General features: G+C 62.2%; 23 protein-coding genes. 15 read left to right on the top strand and 8 right to left on the bottom strand.

The genetic code is table 11. The features are described from left to right. The first annotated feature begins 15 nt into the window (after positions 1-15). The 7 genes from KBY85_RS05990 to KBY85_RS05960 all read left to right on the top strand — a co-directional run bounded on the left by KBY85_RS05990 (position 16) and on the right by KBY85_RS05960 (position 7,130). A complete protein-coding gene (locus tag KBY85_RS05990) occupies positions 16-687 on the top strand; it encodes an HpsJ family protein (protein ID WP_254960586.1) in 672 nt (223 codons plus the stop codon). 56 nt (positions 688-743) lie between these two features. Further along, positions 744-1,469 (top strand): DUF502 domain-containing protein, encoded by a 726-nt coding sequence (locus KBY85_RS05985; RefSeq protein WP_254960585.1) that lies wholly within the window; start codon positions 744-746, stop codon positions 1,467-1,469. Positions 1,470-1,484: 15 nt separating this feature from the next. Next, positions 1,485-2,123, top strand: coding sequence for a transcription antitermination factor NusB (gene nusB, locus KBY85_RS05980; protein WP_254941698.1), 639 nt, complete (start codon positions 1,485-1,487; stop codon positions 2,121-2,123). A gap of 7 nt (positions 2,124-2,130) precedes the next feature. Continuing rightward, positions 2,131-3,612, top strand: coding sequence for a signal recognition particle-docking protein FtsY (gene ftsY / locus KBY85_RS05975; protein ID WP_254960584.1), 1,482 nt, complete (start codon positions 2,131-2,133; stop codon positions 3,610-3,612). An 84-nt stretch (positions 3,613-3,696) separates the two neighbouring features. Continuing rightward, complete coding sequence (locus tag KBY85_RS05970) at positions 3,697-5,088, top strand: GAF domain-containing SpoIIE family protein phosphatase (protein WP_254960582.1); 1,392 nt, start codon at positions 3,697-3,699, stop codon at positions 5,086-5,088. A gap of 32 nt (positions 5,089-5,120) precedes the next feature. Then, a complete protein-coding gene (gene argH, locus KBY85_RS05965; RefSeq protein WP_254941695.1) occupies positions 5,121-6,515 on the top strand; it encodes an argininosuccinate lyase in 1,395 nt (464 codons plus the stop codon). Positions 6,516-6,605: 90 nt separating this feature from the next. Then, positions 6,606-7,130, top strand: coding sequence for an RNA-binding protein (locus KBY85_RS05960; protein ID WP_254960581.1), 525 nt, complete (start codon positions 6,606-6,608; stop codon positions 7,128-7,130). Here KBY85_RS05960 and dusA read toward each other — a convergent pair. After that, complete coding sequence (dusA, locus tag KBY85_RS05955; protein ID WP_254960580.1) at positions 7,127-8,173, bottom strand: tRNA dihydrouridine(20/20a) synthase DusA; 1,047 nt, start codon at positions 8,171-8,173, stop codon at positions 7,127-7,129. The genes KBY85_RS05960 and dusA overlap by 4 nt on opposite strands. On the opposite strand from dusA, the gene KBY85_RS05950 reads away from it, so the two are divergent. Then, positions 8,159-9,427 (top strand): NAD(P)/FAD-dependent oxidoreductase, encoded by a 1,269-nt coding sequence (locus KBY85_RS05950; RefSeq protein ID WP_254960579.1) that lies wholly within the window; start codon positions 8,159-8,161, stop codon positions 9,425-9,427. The two genes, dusA and KBY85_RS05950, sit on opposite strands and share 15 nt — an antisense overlap. On the opposite strand, the gene KBY85_RS05945 is transcribed toward KBY85_RS05950, so the two are convergent. Genes KBY85_RS05945 through KBY85_RS05935 form a run of 3 tightly spaced genes read right to left on the bottom strand, consistent with a single transcriptional unit; the run spans position 9,415 to position 13,612 of the window. Next, complete coding sequence (locus KBY85_RS05945; RefSeq protein WP_254960578.1) at positions 9,415-10,674, bottom strand: type II secretion system F family protein; 1,260 nt, start codon at positions 10,672-10,674, stop codon at positions 9,415-9,417. The genes KBY85_RS05950 and KBY85_RS05945 overlap by 13 nt on opposite strands. A gap of 24 nt (positions 10,675-10,698) precedes the next feature. After that, positions 10,699-11,778 carry a type IV pilus twitching motility protein PilT gene (locus KBY85_RS05940; protein ID WP_254960577.1) on the bottom strand — a complete coding sequence of 360 codons (1,080 nt, stop codon included), beginning with the start codon at positions 11,776-11,778 and terminating at the stop codon, positions 10,699-10,701. 7 nt (positions 11,779-11,785) lie between these two features. Continuing rightward, complete coding sequence (locus KBY85_RS05935; RefSeq protein ID WP_254960576.1) at positions 11,786-13,612, bottom strand: GspE/PulE family protein; 1,827 nt, start codon at positions 13,610-13,612, stop codon at positions 11,786-11,788. A gap of 88 nt (positions 13,613-13,700) precedes the next feature. Here KBY85_RS05935 and grpE point away from each other — a divergent pair, with 88 nt between their 5' ends. Genes grpE through rsgA form a run of 4 tightly spaced genes read left to right on the top strand, consistent with a single transcriptional unit; the run spans position 13,701 to position 16,834 of the window. Then, the gene (grpE, locus tag KBY85_RS05930) at positions 13,701-14,375 is read left to right on the top strand and encodes a nucleotide exchange factor GrpE (protein ID WP_254960575.1); all 675 of its coding nucleotides are present in this window, start codon (positions 13,701-13,703) and stop codon (positions 14,373-14,375) included. Further along, positions 14,375-15,490, top strand: coding sequence for a molecular chaperone DnaJ (dnaJ, locus tag KBY85_RS05925; protein WP_254960573.1), 1,116 nt, complete (start codon positions 14,375-14,377; stop codon positions 15,488-15,490). The genes grpE and dnaJ overlap by 1 nt, the downstream gene beginning before the upstream one ends. Continuing rightward, entirely contained in the window at positions 15,487-15,747 is a 261-nt protein-coding gene (locus tag KBY85_RS05920) for a sulfurtransferase TusA family protein (protein ID WP_106632510.1), read from the top strand. The genes dnaJ and KBY85_RS05920 overlap by 4 nt, the downstream gene beginning before the upstream one ends. Further along, positions 15,737-16,834 (top strand): ribosome small subunit-dependent GTPase A, encoded by a 1,098-nt coding sequence (rsgA, locus tag KBY85_RS05915; RefSeq protein ID WP_254960572.1) that lies wholly within the window; start codon positions 15,737-15,739, stop codon positions 16,832-16,834. The genes KBY85_RS05920 and rsgA overlap by 11 nt, the downstream gene beginning before the upstream one ends. Here rsgA and KBY85_RS05910 read toward each other — a convergent pair. From KBY85_RS05910 to murC, 3 genes are read right to left on the bottom strand one after another with little or no spacing between them, the layout of a single operon-like run. Next, positions 16,809-17,150, bottom strand: coding sequence for a YbaB/EbfC family nucleoid-associated protein (locus KBY85_RS05910; RefSeq protein ID WP_254960571.1), 342 nt, complete (start codon positions 17,148-17,150; stop codon positions 16,809-16,811). The two genes, rsgA and KBY85_RS05910, sit on opposite strands and share 26 nt — an antisense overlap. Positions 17,151-17,185: 35 nt before the next feature. Continuing rightward, positions 17,186-18,106, bottom strand: coding sequence for a UDP-N-acetylmuramate dehydrogenase (murB, locus tag KBY85_RS05905; protein ID WP_396121817.1), 921 nt, complete (start codon positions 18,104-18,106; stop codon positions 17,186-17,188). After that, positions 18,103-19,563, bottom strand: coding sequence for a UDP-N-acetylmuramate--L-alanine ligase (gene murC / locus KBY85_RS05900; protein WP_254960602.1), 1,461 nt, complete (start codon positions 19,561-19,563; stop codon positions 18,103-18,105). The genes murB and murC overlap by 4 nt, the downstream gene beginning before the upstream one ends. Before the next feature lie 191 nt (positions 19,564-19,754). Between murC and gap the strand changes: the two genes are divergently transcribed. Continuing rightward, entirely contained in the window at positions 19,755-20,777 is a 1,023-nt protein-coding gene (gap, locus tag KBY85_RS05895) for a type I glyceraldehyde-3-phosphate dehydrogenase (RefSeq protein WP_254960570.1), read from the top strand. Between the two features lie 64 nt (positions 20,778-20,841). Here gap and KBY85_RS05890 read toward each other — a convergent pair whose 3' ends face one another. Beyond that, the gene (locus tag KBY85_RS05890) at positions 20,842-21,873 is read right to left on the bottom strand and encodes a peptidylprolyl isomerase (protein ID WP_254960569.1); all 1,032 of its coding nucleotides are present in this window, start codon (positions 21,871-21,873) and stop codon (positions 20,842-20,844) included. Positions 21,874-22,059: 186 nt separating this feature from the next. On the opposite strand from KBY85_RS05890, the gene efp reads away from it, so the two are divergent. Further along, positions 22,060-22,620 carry an elongation factor P gene (gene efp, locus KBY85_RS05885; RefSeq protein WP_254960568.1) on the top strand — a complete coding sequence of 187 codons (561 nt, stop codon included), beginning with the start codon at positions 22,060-22,062 and terminating at the stop codon, positions 22,618-22,620. Between the two features lie 5 nt (positions 22,621-22,625). Next, a complete protein-coding gene (gene accB, locus KBY85_RS05880; protein WP_254960567.1) occupies positions 22,626-23,105 on the top strand; it encodes an acetyl-CoA carboxylase biotin carboxyl carrier protein in 480 nt (159 codons plus the stop codon). Positions 23,106-23,107 lie beyond the last annotated feature (2 nt).

Here is a 23,107-nt window from a genome sequence, read left to right as displayed (position 1 = left end):
CCGCGAGACCCTTCTGTGAGCACTGCTTCCTTCGGCCGCCTGGGCCACCTGTTGCGCTGGCTCGGTCTCACCCTGGTCGTGATCTTCGGGTTGCACCTTTTAGCCATGTTGGCCAGCTGGAACTGGGCTCTGGAGCCGTTCCGAGCCATGTTCGCCGATCGCCTAGTTGGCGAGGCGCCGATCGCCCTGGTGGGCCTGCTCCTGATGTTGCTCGGTAGTCGCCTCGACCATCCCGCCGCCGGGCGTACCCCGCTCCGCTGGAGCGTGGTGGTGCTCTCCGGCTTGCTGGCGTTGGCGATGGTGGTTGCTGTTCCTCTGTCGATCACTTCCACCCAGAACCTTGAGCAGCAGGCCATGCAGGCCGATGCCGCCCTCGCCCAGCAGACCAGCGAGCTAGAGCGCCAGAAGCAGCAGCTTCAAGATCCCGCCTTCATCGATCAGTTGGTTGCCCAGGGCGAGCAGAGCGGCCAGCTCCCTGCCACCGATAGTTCGGAGATTAAAAAGCAGAAGGCTCGCAGGGTCATCGACACTCAGATCAAACCCCAGCTTCAGCGTGCTGAGCAGCAACTTGGCCAGGCCCGTTTGGGTCGTGATCTGGCCATTCAGCAGCGTCGCTTCGTGGGCACCGGCACAGCGGTGGTGCTGGCTATCGGCTTCGTGCTTTTGGCCTTAGTGGCCCTGCTGTGAGGACGGCTGGCTAAGTTGAAAGCAGATTGCTGCAGGCCGGATCTCCGGATTGTCACTTGGTTCAATCCAGCCCCAGATCGGATCAGCCCCTAGGGGATCGGCTTCAATCCGATCTTAAGAACGATTTGATCGCTGGTTTGCTGGTGGTGATTCCACTGGCAACCACGATCTGGTTGGGCACCACGGTTAGCCGTTTCGTGCTGGCGTTTCTCACTTCTATCCCTAAGCAGTTCAATCCCTTCAATACCCTCAATCCGGTGTTGCAGGAGCTGATCAACCTGGGCGTTGGTCTACTGGTGCCCCTGCTCGGCATCCTGTTGATCGGCCTGATGGCCCGCAACATTGTTGGTCGCTGGCTGCTTGAGTTTGGCGAAGGGACTCTGCTGCGCATCCCCCTAGCTGGCTCGGTTTACAAAACCCTCAAGCAGCTGCTGGAAACTTTCCTCCAGGGCAACTCCAGCAAGTTTCGTCGGGTCGTGCTGGTGGAGTATCCCCGCGAGGGTCTCTACGCCCTGGGCTTTGTGACTGGCGCGATCGGCTCTGCCCTGCAGGCAGGCTTCACTGAGCCCATGCTGAGTGTGTTCATTCCCACTGCGCCGAATCCAACCACCGGCTGGTACACCGTTGTGCCAGAGGGTTCTGTTAAGGATATCGAGATCTCGGTGGAGGATGCTTTCCGCACGATCATTTCCGCCGGCATCGTCAACCCCGACGAGCGCTCCACCCCCAATCGCAGCTTCTCCAGCCTGCTGGCCCAGCTGCGCACCCCCCAACTTTCCTGAGGCAGAACCCACCTGATGCAGAGCCGCACCCTCTCCCGTGAACTGGCCCTGCTGATGCTTGGTCAGACCAGTGATCGCGGCTCGTCTGCCCCGGCCTTGCCAACTGGCATGGAGGGCCTGTTGCAGCAGGTGCTCGCCACCCTCAGCCAGGACGTGCGTGAGTCCCTGGATCGCTCCGCCGAAGACTTGCAGGCCGCCCAGCAGCAACTGCTTGATAGCGAGTTGCAGGAGCAGGGTGAGCAGCAGTTGCCCCGGGTGCGCCAGCACCTCAACGCCGGCCTGGTCGCGGCTGAACAGGCCCTTAACCGCCTTTCTGCAAGCCTGGAGTTGCCCCGGCTGCTGATGCTGGCCGACCAAGATGAGGTTCGCCTAGGCGCCATTGCCCGGGTCGAGGCCGTGCTGCGCGACCGTCAGGCGATTGATGAGCGACTGGATCGTGTGATGGAGGGATGGCGTCTTACTCGCCTGCCCCGCATCGATCGGGACATCCTGCGGCTGGCAGCCGTAGACCTCGAGAGCTTCCGCACCCCCCCTGCTGTGGCCTGTAACGAAGCCGTGGAGTTAGCCAATCGCTATAGCGATGAGCAGGGCCGCCGCATGATCAACGGGGTGCTGCGGCGCTTTACGGCAGCTCGTTCCGCGGCGGAGGCCTGAGCAAGCCATGGTTTACGACTGGTTTAATCGCACCGGCCCATCCCCAGCTGACCCATCAGCAACCCCGCCGCCAGCTTCTGAACAGGTTTCGGGTCAGGGTCCAGAACAGGCTCAAGAACAGCCTGTTGAGGTTTCCTCCGATCCCAACGCTGAGGCGCTCGAATGGGCCCGCCAGGCCTACGCCCGCCTCAAGGCTCAGCAGGAGGAGCAAAAGCGGCGGCAGCTTGAGCCCGAATCTGCCACTGAGCCCCCTCTTCCAGATTCTGTACAGCCTGTACTGATCAATACCCAGCAGCCCGAACAGGGTCTTGAGCAGGATCCTCAGCAGGTTGCCCAACCGGCCACTCCAGTGGCCGCGCCCCTTTCCCTGCTGGAGCAGGCAGCGGCCCAGCGGGCCGAACGTCAACAGGCGATCACGGCTCCAGGAGCTCCCGCCCTTGAAGCCCCTGCAGCGCCCGAACTAGCTGAGCCCAGCTTGGGCGCTTTCGACGCCACCTTCACCTGGTCGGCTGAGGTACTCGCGGCCCAGGGCAAGCGGGTTGATCAGGTTTCGCTTGAGGAGATCGACTGGCTCACTCGTTTGCGCCAGGGCCTCGAGAAAACCCGCCAGGGCTTGGTCACCCAGCTGCTCGACAACCTGGGTGATGACCCGCTTACGCCAGAGGTGGTTGATGGTCTGGAAACCACCCTGCTGCGGGCAGACGTTGGGGTGGAGGCCACCGACCGGGCCCTTGGTGCCCTGCGCCAGCGGCTCAACCAGGAGGTGGTGGATCCCGCCGAAGGCCTGCGCTTCCTTAAGGAGCAGCTGCGCGCCATTCTCGACCAACCGATCGAGGCCAGTGGCCAGCCCCTGCTAGCCCCCCGCCGCGAGCAACTCAACGTATGGCTGTTGGTGGGGGTAAACGGCGTGGGCAAGACGACCACGCTCGGCAAGCTGGCCAACTTGGCGGTGCGCAGCGGCTACAGCTGCTTGATCGCTGCTGCTGATACTTTCCGGGCCGCGGCGGTGCAGCAGGTGCAGGTGTGGGGTGAGCGCAGCAAGGTGCCGGTGATCTCCAATCCCAGCGCCAATGCGGATCCAGCGGCCGTCGTCTACGACGCCATCGGTGCTGCCCAGGCCAAGGGCACTGAGCTGGTGTTGGTGGACACGGCTGGCCGCCTGCAGACCAAGCACAACTTGATGGAGGAGCTCAGCAAGGTGCGCAGGATTGTCGACAAGCTGGCGCCGGAGGCGGTGGTGGAGTCGCTTTTGGTGCTGGATGCCAGCCAGGGTCAGAATGGCCTGCGTCAGGCCATGGCTTTTGCCAAGGCCGCCGGACTAACCGGCGTGGTGCTCACCAAGCTCGATGGCAGCGCCCGTGGTGGTGTGGCCCTGGCCGTCGCCTCTGAAGCCAGGCTGCCAATCCGTTTCATTGGCGCTGGTGAGGGTATTCGCGACTTGCGCCCCTTCAACAGCTTTGAGTTTGTTGAGGCCTTGCTGGCTCGCTGAGGTCCTGCTTGCCTTGGCCGGTAGGGCACTTGCCCGCTTCGCCGCTATCTTGCGAAACCGCTGCGGCCGCACCGTGCCCAATCGGTGAGCAACAAGCCGCCCCCCCATCCGGTTTCTCCCCAGGGTCCGGCCCTGTTGTCGGCTGCAGCCTCGCTGCGGCAACTGCTCGATAGCCTCAGCCGCGAGCAGCGGCGCAACCAGGAGCTGCTGGCTTCCTTGGCTTTTGCCCTGCGCAGTTTCACCAATCTGGGTCGCTTTCTGGAGCTGGTGCCGCTGGTGGCGGCCCGGCTGGTGGAAGCCGAGGGGGCAGTGCTGGTGGTATTCCACGAGGATGGCCGCCTCTGGCGCGAGTATCTGCAGGCCACGCCTGCCGAGCCCTGCGCCGAGCTGGTGCGCCAGCTGGCGGCGTTGGCGGATGGGGATTTGGCAGCTCTCAGCGGTGATGCGGCTGTGGCGGCCTTGCTTGATCAGCGGGTGGGCCGGTTGCTGGGCGAAGCCCAGGTGGTTGCCACATCGGTGGTTTCCCGCAGCCTCCAGCGAGGCCGCCTCTACATCTTCAGCAATCGGCAGGGCTTTGCCTGGAGCGAGGTGCATCGCCGCCACCTGCAGCTGGTGGCCGACCTTGCCGCCGTGGCTCTGGAAAACGAGGCCCTGCTCCAGACCATGCGGCGCCACGAGCGGCTCGATCGCCAGCTCAGCATCGGTGCTGAAATCCAGGCCCAGCTGCTGCCGGACCGCTGTCCGGTGATCGATGGCGTTGAGCTGGCCGCCCGCTGCCGCCCCGCCTTCCAGGTGGGTGGTGACTATTACGACTTCATCCCCACCCGCCCCCAGCTGCTGGGCCGCCGCCGCGAACAGGCCCGCTGGGCGCTGGTGATGGGCGATGTGATGGGCAAAGGCGTGCCGGCAAGCCTGCTGATGACCATGCTGCGCGGCATGTTGCGGGCCGAGGTGCTGAGCGGCCACTCCCCCGAGCGCATCCTTCACGACCTCAACCAGCTGGCCCAGGAAGACCTGGCCCAGTCGCACCGGTTTGTGACCCTCTTTTATTCCGATTACGACCCCCGCACCCACCTGCTGCGCTACGCCAATGCGGCCCACAATCCGCCGTTGATCTGGCGGCGCCAGCGCAACCAGGTGGAGCGCCTTGATGCCCCAGGTCTGCTGATTGGTTTGCAGAGCGAAGCCGATTACGGTCTTGAGCAGATCGTGCTGGATCCAGGCGATGTGCTGCTCTATTACACAGATGGGGTGACTGAGGCCACTGGCTTCAGCGGCGAGCGCTTCGACGAGGAGCGGTTGGTGCTTCAGCTGCAGGTGGCCTGCCGCTCCGGCATCGGCGCTCAGGGGATTCTCGACCAGCTGTTTGCCCGGCTCGATCGCTTCGTGGGGGCAGACCGGCAGCTCGACGATGACGCTTCGATGGTGGTGCTCAAGGTGAAGGAGGAGCTGATGCTGCCCTCCCTGCCAAGCTGATTACCTGCCTAGCGCCGCCCGCCGAGCCCCGAATGGCTGTTGATTCCACTGCGTCTACCTGGAGCCAGCGTTTCGAGCAGGGCCTGCATCCGGCGATCGAGCGCTTCAACGCTTCGATCGGTTTTGACATCACCCTGCTGCAGCAAGACCTGGACGGCTCCATCGCCCATGCCCGCATGTTGGGTAGTTGCGCTGTGATCAGCGAGAGCGAGGCGGCCCAGTTGATCGAGGGCCTGGAGAATGTGAGAGCTGAGGCAGCCAGGGGCGAGTTCAACCCCGGCCTGGAGGCTGAAGATGTGCACTTCGCCGTTGAGCGGCGTCTGATTGAGTTACTCGGCCCCCTGGGTAAGAAACTGCACACCGGCCGCAGTCGCAACGACCAGGTGGGCACCGACCTGCGTCTGTGGCTACGCGGCCAAATTGATGCCATTGACGGGGGCTTGTTGCGCTTTGAGCGGGCCCTGCTGGCTCAGGCCGAGTTGCATAGCACGGTCTTAATCCCCGGATACACCCACCTGCAGAGGGCCCAGCCGGTGTGTCTGGCCCACCACCTACTGGCTTACATCGAGATGGCCGAGCGGGACCGGGCCCGTTTGGCAGACGTGCGCGGCCGGGTGAATATCTGTCCCCTGGGGGCCGCGGCCCTGGCGGGCACGCCGGTGCCCATCGATCGGCGCCAGACCGCCGCCGAGTTGGGCTTTGACACCATCTACGCCAATAGTCTCGATGCGGTTAGTGATCGGGACTTTGCGGTCGAGTTCATGGCTGCCGCCAGCTTGGTGCTGGTGCACCTAAGCCGGCTCAGTGAGGAGGTGATTCTCTGGGCCAGCGAAGAGTTTGGCTTTATCGGCCTCACCGACCGCTGTGCGACTGGCAGCAGCTTGATGCCCCAGAAAAAGAACCCTGATGTGCCCGAGCTGGTGCGGGGTAAGAGCGGCCGGGTGTTTGGCCACCTGATGGGTTTGCTGACCATGATCAAGGGCCTGCCCCTCGCCTACAACAAGGACTTCCAGGAAGACAAGGAGGCCCTGTTTGACGGGGTGCGTACCTGCCTCGATTGCCTGGAGGCGATGGCGATTCTGTTTGAAGAGGGGCTCGAGTTTCGGCCCCAGCGCCTGGAGGCGGCAGTGGCGGCGGATTTCTCCAACGCCACTGATGTGGCCGACTACCTGGTGGCTAAGGGGGTGCCCTTCCGCGAGGCTTACCAGTTGGTGGGCGGCCTGGTGAAGGGCTGCCTGGCTGAGGGAATCCTGCTGCGCGACCTGCCCCTAGGGCGCTGGCAGCAGCTGCACCCTGCCTTTGAAGCCGACATTTATGAGGCCATTACTCCCCAGCAGGTGGTGGCGGCCAGGCGCAGCGAGGGGGGCACGGGCTTTGACCAGGTTGAGCAGCAGTTGCAGCAAATTCGGATGCGACTTGCCTGCTGAGAGCAGCCAGCTTTCGTCAGTCGTCTTAGGGTGGATCGGTTAGTGGCCCATTGGCCCACATGCATCGGTCCCGCGGCCGATCTTCAGTTCGTGAGTATTTTTGTCGGCAACCTTCCCTTCCGCGCTGAGCAGGAAGACGTGGCGGAATTGTTTGCACCCTTCGGTGAGGTGTCTAGCTGTTCCCTACCCCTTGAACGGGATACCGGGCGCAAGCGCGGTTTCGCCTTTGTTGAGATGGGCGATGAAGCAGCAGAGGCAAAGGCCGTTGAGGCATTGCAGGGTGCTGAGCTGATGGGTCGTCCCCTGCGCATCAACAAAGCCGAGCCTCGCACCGGCGGCGGCGGCGGAGCTGGTGGTGGTGGCCCGCGCCGGGGTGGTTATGGCGGCGGTGGCGGCGGTTACGGAGGAGGCGGTGGTGGTGGTGGAGCAGGCGGTGGCGGCGGTTATGAGGGTGGCGGCGATCGGGGATCTGGTGCCCGCGGCTGGGAAGATCGGAGCTATGGCGCTGGCAATCCTGCTGGTGGCGACAGCTTCGACGCTGGGCGCACCCGCCGCCGCCGCAGTGGCGGTGGCGATAGCGGTGGTGGCGACTTCTACGGTGGTGCCGAGGGCTAGTAGCCCCGCTCTGCCAGGGATAGGGCCGCGGCTGCCAGAACGCCAGCATCTGCGTCCCTTGCCCCTGCTTTTTCGGTGAGTTGCTGGCGCCAGCGTTTGGCGCCGCCTACCCCCTCCACCACATGTACTAGGTGGCGGGCGATGGGCCACAGCCGCCCGCCCCGACTGCGCCATTGCTCGGCGTAGGCAACCAAACCCCCCACCACGCTGGAGGCTGTGGCCAGCGGCTGGCTGTCGTCGGCGTAGATCTGCTGGTCCACCTGCCTCCACTGGAGGGGATGGGCATAAGCAGCTCGACCCACCATGGCCCCGTCCACCAATTCGAGCTGCTGCACGCAGTCGTCCAGGCTTTCCAGACCGCCGTTTAACTCGATGCTCAGTTGCGGTCGATCGCGCTTGAGGGCGTGCACCACGTCGTAGCGCAAGGGCGGGATCGTTCGGTTCTGTTTGGGATCGAGCCCCTCCAGCCAGGCTTTGCGCGCGTGTACTGAAAAGCGCTGGGCCCCCGCTGCCGCCACCGCATCCACGAAGGCCAGCAACTCGGCGTATGAGTCGCGCTCATCAATGCCGATGCGGTGTTTCACCGTTACCGGCAAGGGGCAGGCGGCGGCCATGGCGGCAACGCAGCGGGCCACCTGGTCAGGATCGGCCATCAGACAGGCCCCAAAGCGGCCTTTTTGCACCTTCTCGCTGGGGCAGCCCACATTCAGGTTGATTTCGTCGTAGCCCCATTCAGCCGCCAGGGCAGCGGCCTCAGCCAGCAAGCCAGGATCGTCGCCGCCCACTTGCAGGGCTAGGGGTTTTTCGATCGGATCGAAGCCCAGTAGGCGCTCCAGCCGCCCCCCCGGTGCGCTGGCATCAGGTGCTTGCCTGGCGTGGTGCAGGGCCTGGGCTACCACCATTTCGGTGTAAAGCAGGCTGCGCCTGCTGATCTGCCGCATCAGCACCCGGAAGTGCCGATCCGTGTAGTCCATCATCGGGGCCACACTGAAGCGATAACTGGCTGGATCGATCTGGCCCATCTCCCCATGCTGCCAATTCATGCTGCAGTTGTCGTGGCCGGTGGCGGTGCCGCCGGGTTCATGGCCGCCATCTGTGCTGCTGAGGCCGGCCTTGGCGATATCGCCCTGCTGGAAGCCACCAACGAGCCGTTGAACAAGGTGTTGATCAGTGGCGGTGGGCGCTGCAATGTCACCCATGCCTGCTGGGATCCTCGGGCGTTGGTGGGGCACTATCCCCGGGGCGGCCAAGCCCTGCGGGGTCCCTTTTCGCGCTTTGCTCCCGGCGATGCCGTCGCTTGGTTTGCTGACCATGGCCTCGAGCTGGTGGAGGAGCCGGACGGCCGCCTGTTTCCCCGCTCAAATCGTGCCGAATCGGTGGCAGCCACTTTGCGCCGAGCGGCCCTCCAGGCTGGGGTGGAGCTGCACACGGGGGTGAGCTTGCAGCGGGCCGCGGCAGCTGCTGCCGGTGGTTTTGACCTGCTGGTGCGGGGCGGCGGGGCGATCAGAGCCGATCGGTTGGTGCTTGCCACCGGCAGCCATCCCAGCGGCCGCCAGCTGGCGGCGGCCCTAGGCCATGGGCTGGTGGCGCCTGTGCCCTCCCTATTCACTTTGGCCCTGGCTGGCGATCCCCTGCTGGAGCTGGCCGGAGTGGTGATGGATCCGGTGGAGCTGGCTTTGCACCTGCCGCAGGAGCCCCAGGCCGCTCGGGCTGCCCAGCCTTTTCGCCAGCGGGGCCCGGTGCTGATCACCCATTGGGGTCTGTCCGGTCCAGCCACCCTGCGGCTCACGGCTTTTGCTGCCCGCGCCCTCAAGGCCAGTGGCTATCGGGGTGAGCTGCGCCTTGATTGGAGTGGTGGCTTGTCCCAGCAGGATCTTGAGGGCTTGTTTGCCGAGGCCAAGCGAGACCAGGCCAAGCGGCAACTAGCCAACTGGCGCCCCTGGCCCGCCCTCAGCCGGCGCCTATGGCTGGCCCTGTTGCAGCGCCATGGCCTAGACCCTCAGCAGCGCTGGGCTGACCTTGCTAAGCGGCACCAGCAGCTGTTGGTATCGGCGTTGCGTGATACCCGGCTGGCCATTACCGGGCGGGGCCCCTTCGGCGAAGAATTCGTGACGGCAGGGGGCATTCCTCTAGGTGAGGTGAACCTGGCGACGATGGAGAGTCGCCAGCAGCCTGGTCTTTATTTGGTGGGTGAACTTTTGGATGTGGACGGGGTGACGGGGGGGTTCAACTTCCAGCACTGCTGGAGCAGCGGCTGGCTGGCCGGCCAGGCTTTGGCTGAGAGTTATTTGATCTGATCAAACACCGAGAACATCGGTAGATACATAGCCAGCAGGATTGAGGCCACAATGCCGCCGACAAGCACGATCATGGCGGGCTCCAGCATGGAGGTAAGTGCCTTGACGGTGGCTTCCACTTCGTCTTCATAAAAGTCAGCCACCTTGGAGAGCATGGCGTCCATTTCGCCTGTTTCCTCGCCGATGGAGAGCATGCTGATAGACATATTAGGAAATACGTTCATGCGTCCAAGCGCCACACTTAACGGAATTCCCTGCAACACGTCTTGGCGGCTATTGCTAATTGCATCTGAGATAATGGAATTATTTGTGATTTCCCTAACTATGTCAAGTGACATCAAAATGGGCACCCCCGCGCGCGTTAGGGAGCTAAAGGTTCGGCAGAACTGGGCCGTTGCTGTTTTTTGAATCAATTCGCCAAACAGGGGGAGCTTGAGCACAAGGGCATCTACTCGCCGCCGGCCTATCGGTGTGGCATAAAACTTGCCAAACAGAAATACCCCGGCAATAAGTCCTAATACCAGATATAGAGAAAAGGTTGAGCGCAGTAAGCTGCTGAGGTCCACCATCATCTGAGTGAACCAGGGGAGTTCGGCGCCTAGGCCATCAAAAATACCGGCAAAGGTGGGAATGATGAAGATTGTCATTCCCAGAAAGACTGAGATGGCGATGAACAACACAGCCACCGGATAGCCCATGGCCCCTTTGATCTGGTTTTGCAGCTTGGCGTTGTCCTCAAGCAGTTTTGCCAGTCTCTTTAGGGATTCATCCAGCACACCGCCGGCTTCCCCCGCCTCCACCATGGCGATGCTGAGCTTGTCAAATACTTTGGGCCAGCGCCGTAGGGCTTCGCCCAGGGAGATCCCCTGGTTTACCTCCAGGCTGATCGATTGCAGGGCCCGTTTGAACAGGGGCATCTTTTGTTGAGATGCCATTAGGTCGATGCTGCGCACAATTGGCACGCCAGCATTGACAAGGGCCGACATCTTGCTGGCAAATACAGCTTTATCCTTGATGCCAGGTTTTGCCTCTAGCAGTTCATTGAGTTTGGAGAATTTGAGTTTTTCACTTAGTTGGGCTGCGGCACTTGATCCCGTCGCCGTGGTTTTCGGCTTGGCCTTGATTTCGGTGGCTCGGATGCCTCGCAGCCTCAAGCTGCGCTTAGCGTGGGCCGGATCGGTTGCCTCGATATCTACAAGGAATGACTTGCCTCGAGGATTGATGCAGGTGGCAACGAAGGCAGGCATGGCTTAGGAGTTCCTAGTGGTGAATCAGCTCAGTTGCTTGACTAAACGTATGAGCTCGTCAGGCTTTGAGGTTTTCAAAAGGGCTTCATCCATCATGACTTGGTTGCTGAGCACTAGATCCCCAAGGGCTTTTTCCAGCGTTTGCATTGATAGTTGACCACCTGTCTGAATTGCAGAGTAAAGCTGGGCGGTTTTACCTTCCCGGATCAGGTTTGCGGTGGCTGGTGTATTGATCATGATCTCCTGAGCCATGACTCGACCAGATTGGCCGGGGCTTGGATTGTGGCGCTTGCACAGGGTTTGGGCAAAAACGGCCACAAGGCTGCTGCTTAGCTGCACCCGAATCTGATTCTGTTGGCTGGGGGGAAAAACATCCACCATGCGGTCCACGGTTTGGGCGGCCGAACTGGTGTGCAGGGTGCCCAATACCAGGTGACCGGTCTCTGCTGCCGTAATTGCTAACTGGATGGTGTCGAGGTCTCGAAGCTCGCCCACCAGGATTACGTCGGGATCTTCCCGAAGGGCTGCCTTTAGGGCATTGGCAAAGCTGCGGGTGTCTTCGTTGAGCTGGCGCTGGTGGATGACACTTTTTACTGGTCTGTATGTGAATTCAATCGGGTCTTCAATGGTCAATATATGTTCTGCCCGGGTTTGATTTATATGCTCGATCATTGCCGCCAGGGTTGTGGTTTTGCCAGAGCCGGTGGGGCCTGTTACGAGAATCAGCCCTTTGGGCATGTGGCTCATTTCCTCCACAATCGGTGGTAGCCCTAGGCTTTCCAGGGTAGGTACGGTGTTGGAAAGGGCTCGCAGGCAGGCGGCGTAGGTACCCTTCTGGCGATAAACATTGACCCTGAAGCGGGCGATCCCTTTAAGGCCATAGGCGCAATCTAATTCCCAGGTTTGCTCTAGCTGCTTGCGCTGGGCATTATTTAGCATGGAGAAGATTAGTTTATTGCAGCTTTCTTCGTCTAGGGAAACATCGTGTATGGGCCTTAGTTGACCGCTGAACCTTCCATAGGGAGGTTGGCCGGCGCTGATATGGAGATCACTGCCGCCATCCTTTACAAGCTGGGTCATCAAGTCTTCAATCATTACGGCCATGGGACCCTCAGCGGCTAGTTAGACAGTAGGGACATTCAAGCCAGTCGTCATGGAGCCCGGCGCCGCAGTTGCTGCAGGTGAGGGTGCTTAGTGACTTAGAGCGGCGTTCAGCTTCCAGGCCTGAATCAGTGAGCAGCATCCGTTCGACCTCGGCCAGGGTTGTGTGACCTTCGCGCACTAAGTGCAGCCCGTAGCCCAAAAGGGTTTTCATGCCGTTTTCAAGCGCCATTCGCCGCAGCACATCTGTGGGTTCCCTCTTGGCGACAGCTGCTGCCAAGGTATCCGTCATCCGTAGGATTTCGTAGACACCGATTCTTCCTTTGTAGCCGGCACCGTTGCAAGCAGGGCAGCAGCCTTCCTGGTTGCGGTTCTGGGTGTTGGCCTTGAAGAAGGTCACCGTGGTTTCGTGGCTACTCAACAGACCAAAACGGGCCAGTTCTTCCGGATTGGGGGTGTAACTAATTCTGCAAGCCGAACACACCCGACGCAGCAGCCGCTGGGACACGATGCCCAGCAGTGATGCGCTCACCATGAAGGGCTCCACACCCATTTCATCGAGGCGGGCGATGGCGCTGGCCGCGTCGTTGCAGTGCAGGGTGGTCATCACTAGGTGGCCAGTAAGTGCGGCCTCGATCGCCGTTTTGGCCGTCTCCAAGTCGCGGGTTTCCCCCACCAGCAAAACGTCAGGGTCCTGTCGCATAAAGGTACGTAGCGCCATACTGAAATCGAGCCCCTTCTCTCGATTTACTTGGGTTTGGGTGATGCCATGCAGGGTGTATTCAATCGGGTCTTCAACCGTGGAAATGTTGATGCCTGGATCGTTGCGCTCAGCCAGTAGGGCGTAGAGGGTGGTTGACTTGCCCGAGCCGGTCGGGCCTGTCACCAGAATCATTCCGTAGGGTTTAGATCCCAGCTCTCGCAGGGTTTTTCTTGCATCCGCATCGGTGATTAGGGTTTCTAGGCCGAGCTGAGTAGCGCCGCTGTCAAGTAGGCGCAGGCATACTTTTTCACCATTTCGGCTGGGCAAAGTGCTTACCCGAAAATCCATTTTGCGGCCGCGGAACATGCGCCTTATGCGGCCGTCTTGAGGCAATCGTCGCTCGGCGATATCCAGATCCGCCATGATTTTGATGCGTGATGTGACGGCTGGCGTCAGGCTCTTTGGGAGGTCCTCGAAGTGCTTCTGCAGCACACCGTCGAGGCGAAAGCGAATTCCCAGGGTGTTTTCCTGGGGTTCCACGTGAATATCACTGGCCCCCAAGGTGAGCGCCTCGATCAGGATTCTGTCCACCAGGCTGATGATTGGTGACGCATTGGCACTGCTGCTGCCAGCAGCAGTGCCCTCCAGATCTTCGACATCGGCAACCTCCTGCAGCTGCCCTTCGGAGGTGCCAGGGATTCCTAGGTCTTTGGTTAGGGAGCGGGGGGGGTTAAAGCTTGCAGGTGGTCGCGGTTGGGCCGGCTTGGAGGCTGCGGGAGAGGGAGTTGGTGCTTTTGCCGTGAGCGCAGTTGCGAGATTTGTCGCCAACGCCAACTTCAGCTCCGCGTTGAAGCCGGCACGTTGCAATTCCTCACTTAAATTCTGGCGCTGCTGGGCCCCCCAGTTGCTAGGTACGGCAACTACCAATCTCCCTTTGGCTTCTTGAAGGGGCAAGGCGCCCAGTTCGCGCCAGCGGGCCTCTGGCAGCCCTTTGCCCGTAAAAAGTAAGTCTTGACCAAGGGCCTGCAACTCGGTTGCTTGCAGCACCGGCTCACCAACCAGCAGCTCCACCTCCAGACGTTGCTGCTCTTCGCTGCTGGCTTCAGGGACGGGGCGGGAAGGGGTGAGGGTCATGGAGCCAGAAGGTGCGGGCTTCCGCCGCTTGTGGGAGGTAGGCCCGGCGCTTCAACATGTCTAGAACCAAAGTCCGACCTTGTCAGCCATGAGCGGTGACACCTCGATGAGCGGTGATAGCAACCTGGGAGCTGGGGCCCCCCAGGCCGCTGATCCCAGCGAGATTCCGGCTACTTCGGAGATGGAGGCTGGAAAGGAGGCCGGCTCTCACCAGATTTCTGATCAGGGTTCCGATCTGGCTGGCCAGCTGGCGGCACTCAAGGCAGAGCATGAGGCCCTTAACGGCCAATACATGCGTCTGGCTGCCGACTTCGACAACTTCCGCAAGCGCCAGAGCCGCGACAGCGAAGACCTGCGCCTACAGATCACCTGCTCCACCTTGGGTGAGATTTTGCCGGTGGTCGATAACTTCGACCGGGCAAGGCAGCAGCTGAATCCCCAGCATGAGGAAGCCCAGGCGCTGCATCGCAGCTATCAGGGCCTGTACAAGCAGCTAGTGGATGTGTTCAAGCAGCTTGGGGTTTCACCGATGCGGGTAGAGGGTGAACCCTTCGATCCCAGCTTGCATGAGGCGGTCTTGCGTGAACCCAGCGAGGCTCATGCCGAAGATGTGGTGATCGAGGAGTTGCAGCGCGGCTACCACCTAAACGGTCGGGTGCTGCGCCACGCCCTGGTCAAGGTGTCGATGGGGCCTGGTTCCGGCGCCGTCCCCGCTGGCCCCCAAGCAGCTGAGAATGGCCAGGCTGAGGAGCAGGACGGCTGATGGCCGACTATTACGACCTGCTCGGCACTGCCCGCGACGCCGATCCAGACACTTTGAAGCGGGCCTACCGGCGGATGGCCCGTCAGTACCACCCGGATGTCAACAAAGATCCTGGGGCTGAAGACAAATTCAAGGAGATCGGCCGGGCCTACGAGGTGCTCAGCGATCCCCAGACTCGCGCCCGTTACGACCAGTTTGGTGAGGCGGGCCTAGGCGGCGGCGGCGCGCCTGATATGGGCGACATGGGCGGCTTTGCCGACCTGTTTGAGACCTTCTTCAGTGGCTTTGGGGGGGCGGGTGCTGGAGCGGGTCCACGGCGGCGTGGTCCCCGTCAAGGCGATGACCTGCGCCTCGACCTCACCATCAACTTCCAAGAGGCGGTGTTTGGTATCGAGAAGGAGGTGCAGGTTCGCCATCTCGAAACCTGCAGTACCTGCCAGGGGTCCGGGGCCAAGGCGGGCAGTGGACCCACAAGCTGCGGCACCTGTGGCGGCGCCGGCCAGGTGCGTCGGGCCACCCGCACCCCATTCGGCAGTTTTACCCAGGTGGCGGCTTGTCCTACCTGTGAGGGCAGCGGCCAGGTGATTGCCGACCCCTGCGGCGCCTGCGGTGGCCAAGGTTTGCAGCAGGTGCGTAAAAAGCTGCGGATCAACATCCCAGCTGGGGTTGATTCCGGTACCCGGCTGCGGGTGGCAAATGAGGGCAATGCCGGCCAGCGGGGTGGTCCCGCCGGCGATCTCTATGTGTTCCTGAGCGTTCAATCGGCTGCTGGCTTGCGCCGCGATGGCATCAACATCCACTCGGAGGTAACGCTCAATTACCTCCAGGCCATTTTGGGCGACACGATCGAGGTAGACACGGTGGACGGCCAGGAGTCGTTGGAGATTCCAGCCGGTACCCAGCCCGGAGCGGTGCTCACCCTGCAGAGCAAGGGGGTGCCCAAGCTGGGCAATCCGGTGGCTCGAGGCAACCACCTGGTTAGCATCAAGGTGCAGCTGCCCACCAAGCTCAATGCTGAGGAGCGGGAGTTGCTGGAGCAGCTGGCCGGCCACCACACCAACAAGGGCCACAAGCATCCCCATAAAAGCGGCTTGTTTGGGGGCCTCTTCGGTTGAGCGCCAGTTGGGCAGACGGCAACCCAGATGCCCAGCTCGATCTGCGTGGCATCGCTTGTCCGCTCAACTTCATTCGCACCAAGCTGGCCCTGGAGCGTTTGGTTCCTGGCCAGATCCTGCAGGTGGACCTAGATCGGGGAGAGCCCCAGCAGCAGGTGACCCAGGGGCTGGAGAGCGCAGGTCATGGGGTTACCTGCTGCGATCACCCGGAGCAACAAGGGGCCGTGCGGCTGCAGGTTCGTTGTCATGGGGGTTGAGCCTGGGCCATTGCGCCTAATTGGGCAGGTGGTGGCCCTGTTGGCCAATTACTGCTGGGTGGAACTGGATCAGCTAGGGCCCACTGGCCTGAGTCGACTTTTGTGCACCCGGCGCACCCGCCTTGGCAAAAGCGGCCAAACCATCGCCGTTGGGGATCGCGTTTGGGTGGATGGCATCGACTGGCCTGCTGGCCGGGCGGCTGTGGCGGCCCTGGAGCCGCGTCAGAGCCTGCTTGAGCGGCCCGCCGTTGCCAATGTGGCCCTCGTGGTGGTGGTGGTGGCGCTGGCGGAGCCAGAGCTGGATCTGCTCCAGCTCACACGCTTTTTGTTGACGGCTGAGGCGACGGGGCGGCCGGTGCAGTTGGTGTTCTCCAAGGCGGATCTGGTTTCGCCTGACGAGGTGGCTAGTTGGTGCCAGCGAGCTGCTGCCTGGGGTTACGACGCCCTGGCGGTATCTACCAGTAGTGGCGAGGGCATGGAGCCTTTGCTGCAGCGGCTGGCCCAGCCAGGTATCGCCGTGCTTTGTGGACCTTCTGGGGTGGGGAAGAGCAGCGTGCTCAACCGTCTTTGCCCCGAGCTCGGCCTGCGGGTGGCGGCGGTGTCAGGGCGGCTGCAGCGGGGCCGCCACACCACCCGCCATGTGGAGCTTTTCCCCTTGGCGCCCGGAGCCCTGCTGGCCGACACGCCTGGATTCAACAGGCCGCGGCTGCCCGCCGATCCCGTTGCCTTAGGCCCCCTGTTTCCGGAGATTCGGCAACGACTGGGCTTGGGCTGCTGCCGCTTCAGCAATTGCCTGCACCAGGGCGATCCCGGCTGTGCCGTTGGCTCCGACTGGGAGCGTTACCCCCTTTATGCCCAGTGTCTGAGCGATCTGCTGCTGGATGGCGAGCGAACGGGCCGGGTTGCGGACTCCCCTGACGGGTCGGGGCTGCGGCGCCGCGGTCAGGGTCTAGAGCCCCGCCTGGCGCCCGGATTGCGGCAGCTCTCCCGCCGTCGCCAGCGTCAGCAGCTGCTGGATGGGGAAGAGGATGGCCAGGCTGGCACTGGAAAAGTGACGGATTTCAGCCGCCCAGACCTGGCAGATTGAGATTTAGGCCACCGGTGAGTTCTTCCATGCGGCCTTTCATCGTGCCGGTGGACAGTTCGTAGGCGGCTTGCAACGCTTCCAGCACGGCGGCCTCGCTGGCGGCAGCCCCTTCGGCGATCAGTTCGGGGGCCAGTTGCACTCGCAGCGGTTGCTGGTTGCCCGTGAGCCAGATGCTGGCCCGGCCGTCGGCGCTGCGGCCCTCCAGTTCCATTGCATCAAGTTCTTCCTGGAGCTTTTGGGCGTTTTGCTGCAGCTCCTGGGCCTTCTTGAAGGCCTCGGTGAGCTGACCGAAGTTGGGGAGTCCGAAGCCAGCCATGCCCTAGAAGTTGCTCGGCTCAGGCTAAGGGGCAGCTAGTGCTCAGGACCGAAGCCCAGCCGCTTTACCTCAGGGTGGAGGGTCAGGCCGTGGCTGGCCAGCACCCGGCGTTGCACTTCTGCGATTAGGGCATCGATGTCGCTGGCGCTGGCCTGGCCAATGTTGACGATGAAATTCGCGTGGATTGGCGAGACTTGGGCATCACCGATCTGCAATCCCTTCAGGCCCAGCGCTTCGATCAGCTGCCCTGCTTTCTGTGGTTCTGGGTTGCGAAAAACGCTGCCGCAGCTGGGTTGTTGGTAGGGCTGGGTGCTGGTGCGGCAGTGCAGATTGGCACTGGTGCGCGAGGTAATGGCTGCGGGGTCGTGGCCGGCCTCCAGCTGGAAGGTGGCTGCCAGCACGATCCAGCTCTCTGCCTGGAGGCGGCTGTGGCGATAGGCGAAGTCCAGTTCCCGGGCTTCCAGCTCGAAGGGCGTTGCGGGATTGGCCGGGTCCAGCACCCGCACCGAGTGCAACCATTCGGCCGCGCAGCCGCCCTGAGCGCCCGCATTCATCACCACCGCGCCCCCTACGGTGCCTGGGATGCCCACGGCCCACTCCAGCCCGCTCAGGCCAAGCCGGGCTGCTTTGCGGGCCAGGGTGGGGATCGGTTCTCCGGCTTCCGCTTCCACCAGGCCGCTGGCGGCGTCGAGCCGGCTCCCCTGCAGCCGCCTGTTGCAGATGGTGAGGCCGGGCAGGCCGCTATCGGCGATCAGCAGGTTGGAGCCTGCGCCGATGCAGCGCAAGGACAGGACCTGGGCTTGGGCCCAGGCCGCCAGAGAAACCAGCTCTTCGCGCTCTCCAGGCTCGGCAAACCACTCCGCTGGACCTCCCACCTTCCAGGTGGTGAAGGGCTGAAGCCCTACCCCTTGGCGTAGGGCAGGGTGGCAGCTGGGGGCCGCAATCATCGGGCTCATGCCGCCAGGGGGGTTGCAGAGGCAGCGATGGCGCTGTCAACTGCCTGCTGGCGCTGTTCGAGGCGTTCCCAGAGGCTGTTGACGTCCCCAGCACCCATGGTGATCACCAGATCACCCTCTTGACTTTTGGCGGCCACCTGGGCGGCGAGCTCGTCGAGAGTGTTGGCCACCGCCACCGGCAGGTTGGGTGCCAGCTGCCGCACCGCCTCGGCCATGGCGGCGCTGGAGATGCCTGGAATCGGCGCTTCACCAGCGGCGTAGAGGGGCGCGATCAGTACCGAATCGGCTTCCGATAGGGCCGCTGCAAAGCCGTCCAGAAACTGGGCTGTGCGGCTGTAGCGATGGGGCTGAAACACTGCAACTAAACGCCGTGGCGCCACGGGCAGGGCGCTGCGGCCGCTGTCCACCATCAGCTTGGCCATGGCCAGGGTTGCGGCCACCTCGCTGGGGTGGTGGGCGTAGTCGTCGACCACCAGCCGGCCCTGCCATAAACCGCGGAAATCAAAGCGCCGTCCTGGGGCCTGGAGGGCGGCTACCGCCTCGCCCAGCTCGGCAAATGAAACCCCCTCCAGCCGGCAGGCGGCCATGGCCGCAACCGCGTTGCTGAGGTTGTGACGACCGGGCAAGGGCAGTTCAAAGCGGCCCACCAGCTCACCGTCTTCATAGAAGTCGGCAATGGTGCCGTCACCCCTTTGCTCTTGGGCAATCGCTGCAAAGGAGACGCCTGCGGCGCTTTCGATCGACCACCAATGACTGGCTTTGAACCGCTCGCGCAGCACCGGGTCGTCGTGGTTTGCCAGGAGCCTTGATGTGTTGCCGGCGAACCTTTGCAGGGTGGTGATCAGGGCTTCGAGGTCGGGGTAGTGGTCCGTGTGGTCGAGTTCGACGTTGGTGAGCACGCCGAGGGATGAGCGGAACTTCACCAAGGAGCCGTCCGATTCATCCGCCTCCGCCACCAGCAGCCTGCCTTCGCCATGGCGACCGTTGCTGCCAAAGGCGGGCACGATGCCGCCAATCACTGCGGTGGGGTCGTTTTGGGTAGCAGCCAGCAGGGTGGCGATCAGGGTGCTGGTAGTGGTTTTGCCATGGCTCCCGGCTACGGCGATGGAGTCCTGGCTATTGATCAAGGCGGCCAGCACGTCGGAGCGGTGGCAGATCGCCAGACCCATGCGACGGGCCTCCAGTAGCTCCGGGTTGGTCTCTGGCACCGCGGAGCTGATCACTACTTGAGGTGAGACCGAGGTGCCGCTGCGGATAGCAGCAACCGTGGCGGCATTCTGCTCCAAAAACACCCGCACCCCCAGCCGCCGCAAGCGGTCGAGCACGGCGTTGTCCCGGGGGTCGGAGCCACTTACCGCGTAGCCCCGTTCCGCCAGGATCCCTGCCAGGGCAGACATGCCGATGCCGCCAACCCCAATGAAGTGGAGTGGCTGGTGACGATCGAGCAGGGGTGCCAAACGCAACTCCAAATCAGGGTTCAGATGAGCACAAAATTAAGCTGATAACAGCCCGAAAACCTTTACGAGTTGCTGCGCGTTTGCGCATGGTCCTCGGCGTGCGCCCTTCCTGCAAGAGGGGAGACCGGAACAATTTCTGTATGATTGGCAGCCAAAACCACCTTCGTTAGCGGCTTTTGCCGCAATCGGCCATGACTTTGCGCGTTGCGATCAATGGATTTGGCCGGATTGGTCGCAACTTCACCCGCTGCTGGCTGAGCCGTGGGGCCAACACTGGCATCGAACTAGTGGGCATCAATGGCTCCGGTGACACCAACACCATGGCCCACCTGCTCAAGTACGACTCCATGCTCGGCCCCCTGCGGGGCGTGGACGTCACCACCACCGAGGACACGATCGTCCTCAACGGCAAGACGATCAAAACCTTCTACGACCGCAATCCCGCCAACCTTCCCTGGAAGGAATGGGGCGTAGATCTGGTGATCGAATCCACCGGAGTATTCAACGATGATGTGGGTGCCAGCAAGCACTTTGAAGCTGGTGCCAAAAAGGTAATTCTCACGGCACCTGGCAAGGGCGCAAAGGTTGGCACGTTTGTGGTGGGCGTTAACGCCGATCAGTACCGCCACGAAGATTGGGACATTCTCAGCAACGCCAGCTGCACCACCAATTGCATGGCTCCTGTGGTGAAGGTGCTGGATCAAGCATTCGGCATCGTCAAGGGCACGATGACGACCACCCACAGCTACACCGGTGACCAGCGCATCTTGGATGCGGCCCACCGCGACCTGCGCCGTGCCAGGGCCGCTGCGGTAAACATTGTTCCCACTAGCACCGGCGCTGCCCAGGCTGTGGCGTTGGTCTATCCGCCGATGAAGGGCAAGCTCAGCGGCATCGCTATGCGAGTGCCCACACCGAATGTCTCGGTGGTTGACATGGTGCTTGATATCAGTCGCGACACCACCAAGGAAGAGGTGAATGCCTTGCTCAAGGCCTCATCGGAAAATGGCATGAGGGGCATCATCAAGTATTGCGACCTGCCATTGGTGTCCAGCGATCATGCCGGCACCGATGAATCGGCGATCATTGATTCGGAGCTCACTACGGTTATGGGTGGCAACATGTTGAAGGTAATTGCTTGGTATGACAATGAGTGGGGTTATAGTCAGCGCGTTGTTGATCTGGCCGAAATTGTTGCCAAACAGTGGAAGTGAGCTGAGCTAATCGCCAGCTTTCAGCCGCCCCCAAGGGCGGCTTTTTAATGCTTACTTTAGAAATTCAGCTGTGGGGTTGGAGATTTTCGAATCCTGATAGCACTCGTGCTTTGACGATGCCGTCGTCCGCGGTGAGTTCTTCGAGAACATCAAAGCCATCCACCACATAACCGAAAGCGGCATAGCGGCCGTCGATCAGGTTTAGGCCCGCAGGGGTCAGTTCAGGTTCGAACAGGAAGAGGAAGAACTGGGAGGAGCCGTCGTCTAGCACTTCATCTGAGTGGGCCCAGCCCAGGGTGCCCTTGGTGGAGAAGGGTAGTTCTGGTGCGGCCTTGAACATGCCGAGGTCTTCGAAGGTTTGGTTGTAGAAGGGCTCGCTCTGGCCTGGCACCTTGATCTCTAGCGGCACCTTGCGCTCCGTTTTGGTTTTCGGGTCGATATATCCATCATTTGGGCCTTCCGGATCGCCGGTTTGCAGCACGTAAAAATCTTCGGCTCGAATGAAGGGCAGTCCGTCGTAGAAGCCGCGTTGCACCAGATCAACAAAGGCGCCGGCGGTGAGTGGCGCGTTGTAACCGTCTACAACCGCAGTTAGGTCGCCTTTAGTGGTGGTGAGCTGCACGGTTGCCCGGCCCAGCAGCCTGGGCAAATCGGCAAATTCAGCAGGAATTTGATAGGGGAACGGCCCCACCAGCAGGTCTTCGGCTTTGCCGATGCTGTTGAGGGCCTCACGGCGGGCTGCTAGCAAGGGGTCGCGCTCCTGGCCTTCGGCGGCGGCGGCGAGCACTTGCAGTTGCTCTCCCACCTGGTCCAGCAGAGCTGCGGCCTCAGTTTTTGCTGGGGCATCGAAGCCTTCGAGCATGGCTGCCTTGCGGCTGCCCAGTAAGGAAATGCAACGCCGCACGGAGCTGGCTAGGGCTGGCCAGCGCTTAGCGCGCAGGTCGTCGCTGGTGGCCTCGAGGCGATGCTGAAGCTCCTGCAGGTCGGGGGCCTTGATTGGCAAGGCATTGCGCAGCAGCGCTGCAGGGTCGGTCACGGCGTTGCCCTGGGGCAGGGCAGCCCAGGCGGTGGGGGCAGCGAGCAGTACAACCAGCATCAAGCTGGCTACGCCAGCAAACCAGCGCGCCCACGTTGAGCGATTCGCCCAGCTGGATTGGCCCCGTGCCATGGCAACACCCTGTCGTTGAGCGGACTTTGGCACAACTTCAGGGCCTCCGGAATGGCCCCGCAGAGGCCCGTTCCGGTAGCCAGCCTTACAATCCCCCAGATCTGAACCGCCGGAATGATCTCCAGCAACGACTTTCGAACCGGTACCTCAATCGAGCTGGATGGCCAGGTCTGGAGGGTCGTTGAGTTTTTGCACGTCAAGCCCGGCAAGGGATCGGCGTTCGTGCGCACCAAGCTCAAGGCGGTGCAGAGCGGCAACGTCGTGGAGAAGACCTTTCGGGCAGGTGAGATGCTGCCCCAAGCCATTCTCGAAAAGAGCACCCTCCAGCACACCTACATGGAGGGTGACGACTTCGTGTTCATGGATATGGGCAGCTACGAGGAAACCCGGCTGACGGCCAAACAGATTGGTGACAGCCGCAAGTACCTCAAGGAGGGCATGGAGGTCAACGTGGTGGCCTGGAACGGCAAACCCTTGGAGGTGGAACTACCCAACTCGGTGGTGCTGGCTATCACCCAGACCGATCCGGGCGTCAAGGGCGATACGGCCACGGGCGGCACCAAGCCTGCGATCGTTGAAACGGGAGCCCAGGTGATGGTGCCCCTGTTCCTGTCGATCGGCGAGAAAATCAAGATCGATACTCGTACCGACAGCTATTTGGGCAGGGAGAACTGATCGCCATGCAGCTCAACCACGACCAGCTTCAGCACCTTCTCGCCCTGCTTGGCGAGAGCGACATCCAGGAGTTGAAGCTCGAAGGAGACGACTTCCGCTTGGAGGTGCGTCGCAACCTTCCCAGTGCAGCGCCTACAACTGTTTTCCAGGCCAGTGCCGCTCCGGCCCAGGTGCTGCAGGCAGCGTCCCCCCTGCCCGTTGCCCCCTCGGCTCCACCGCCACCGGCTGCTGCCAGCCGCGGCGACCTGCTTGAGGTCACAGCACCGATGGTCGCCACCTTCTATCGAGCTGCAGCTCCCGGCGAAGCCCCCTTTGTGGAAGTGGGTGCCCGCATCAAAGTCGGCCAGACCGTCTGCATTCTTGAGGCGATGAAGCTGATGAATGAGCTGGAGTCTGAGGTGGGCGGTGAGGTGGTTGAAATCCTGGTGGAAAACGGCACTCCCGTGGAATTCGGTCAGGTGTTGATGCGGGTGCGGCCGGCCTGAGC

It is taken from the genome of Cyanobium sp. BA5m-10 (genome assembly GCF_024346255.1).
Taxonomy (GTDB): domain Bacteria; phylum Cyanobacteriota; class Cyanobacteriia; order PCC-6307; family Cyanobiaceae; genus Cyanobium_A; species Cyanobium_A usitatum.
The sequence above is the reverse complement of the archived record's forward strand: the minus strand, read 5'-3'. Positions and strand labels throughout refer to the sequence as shown.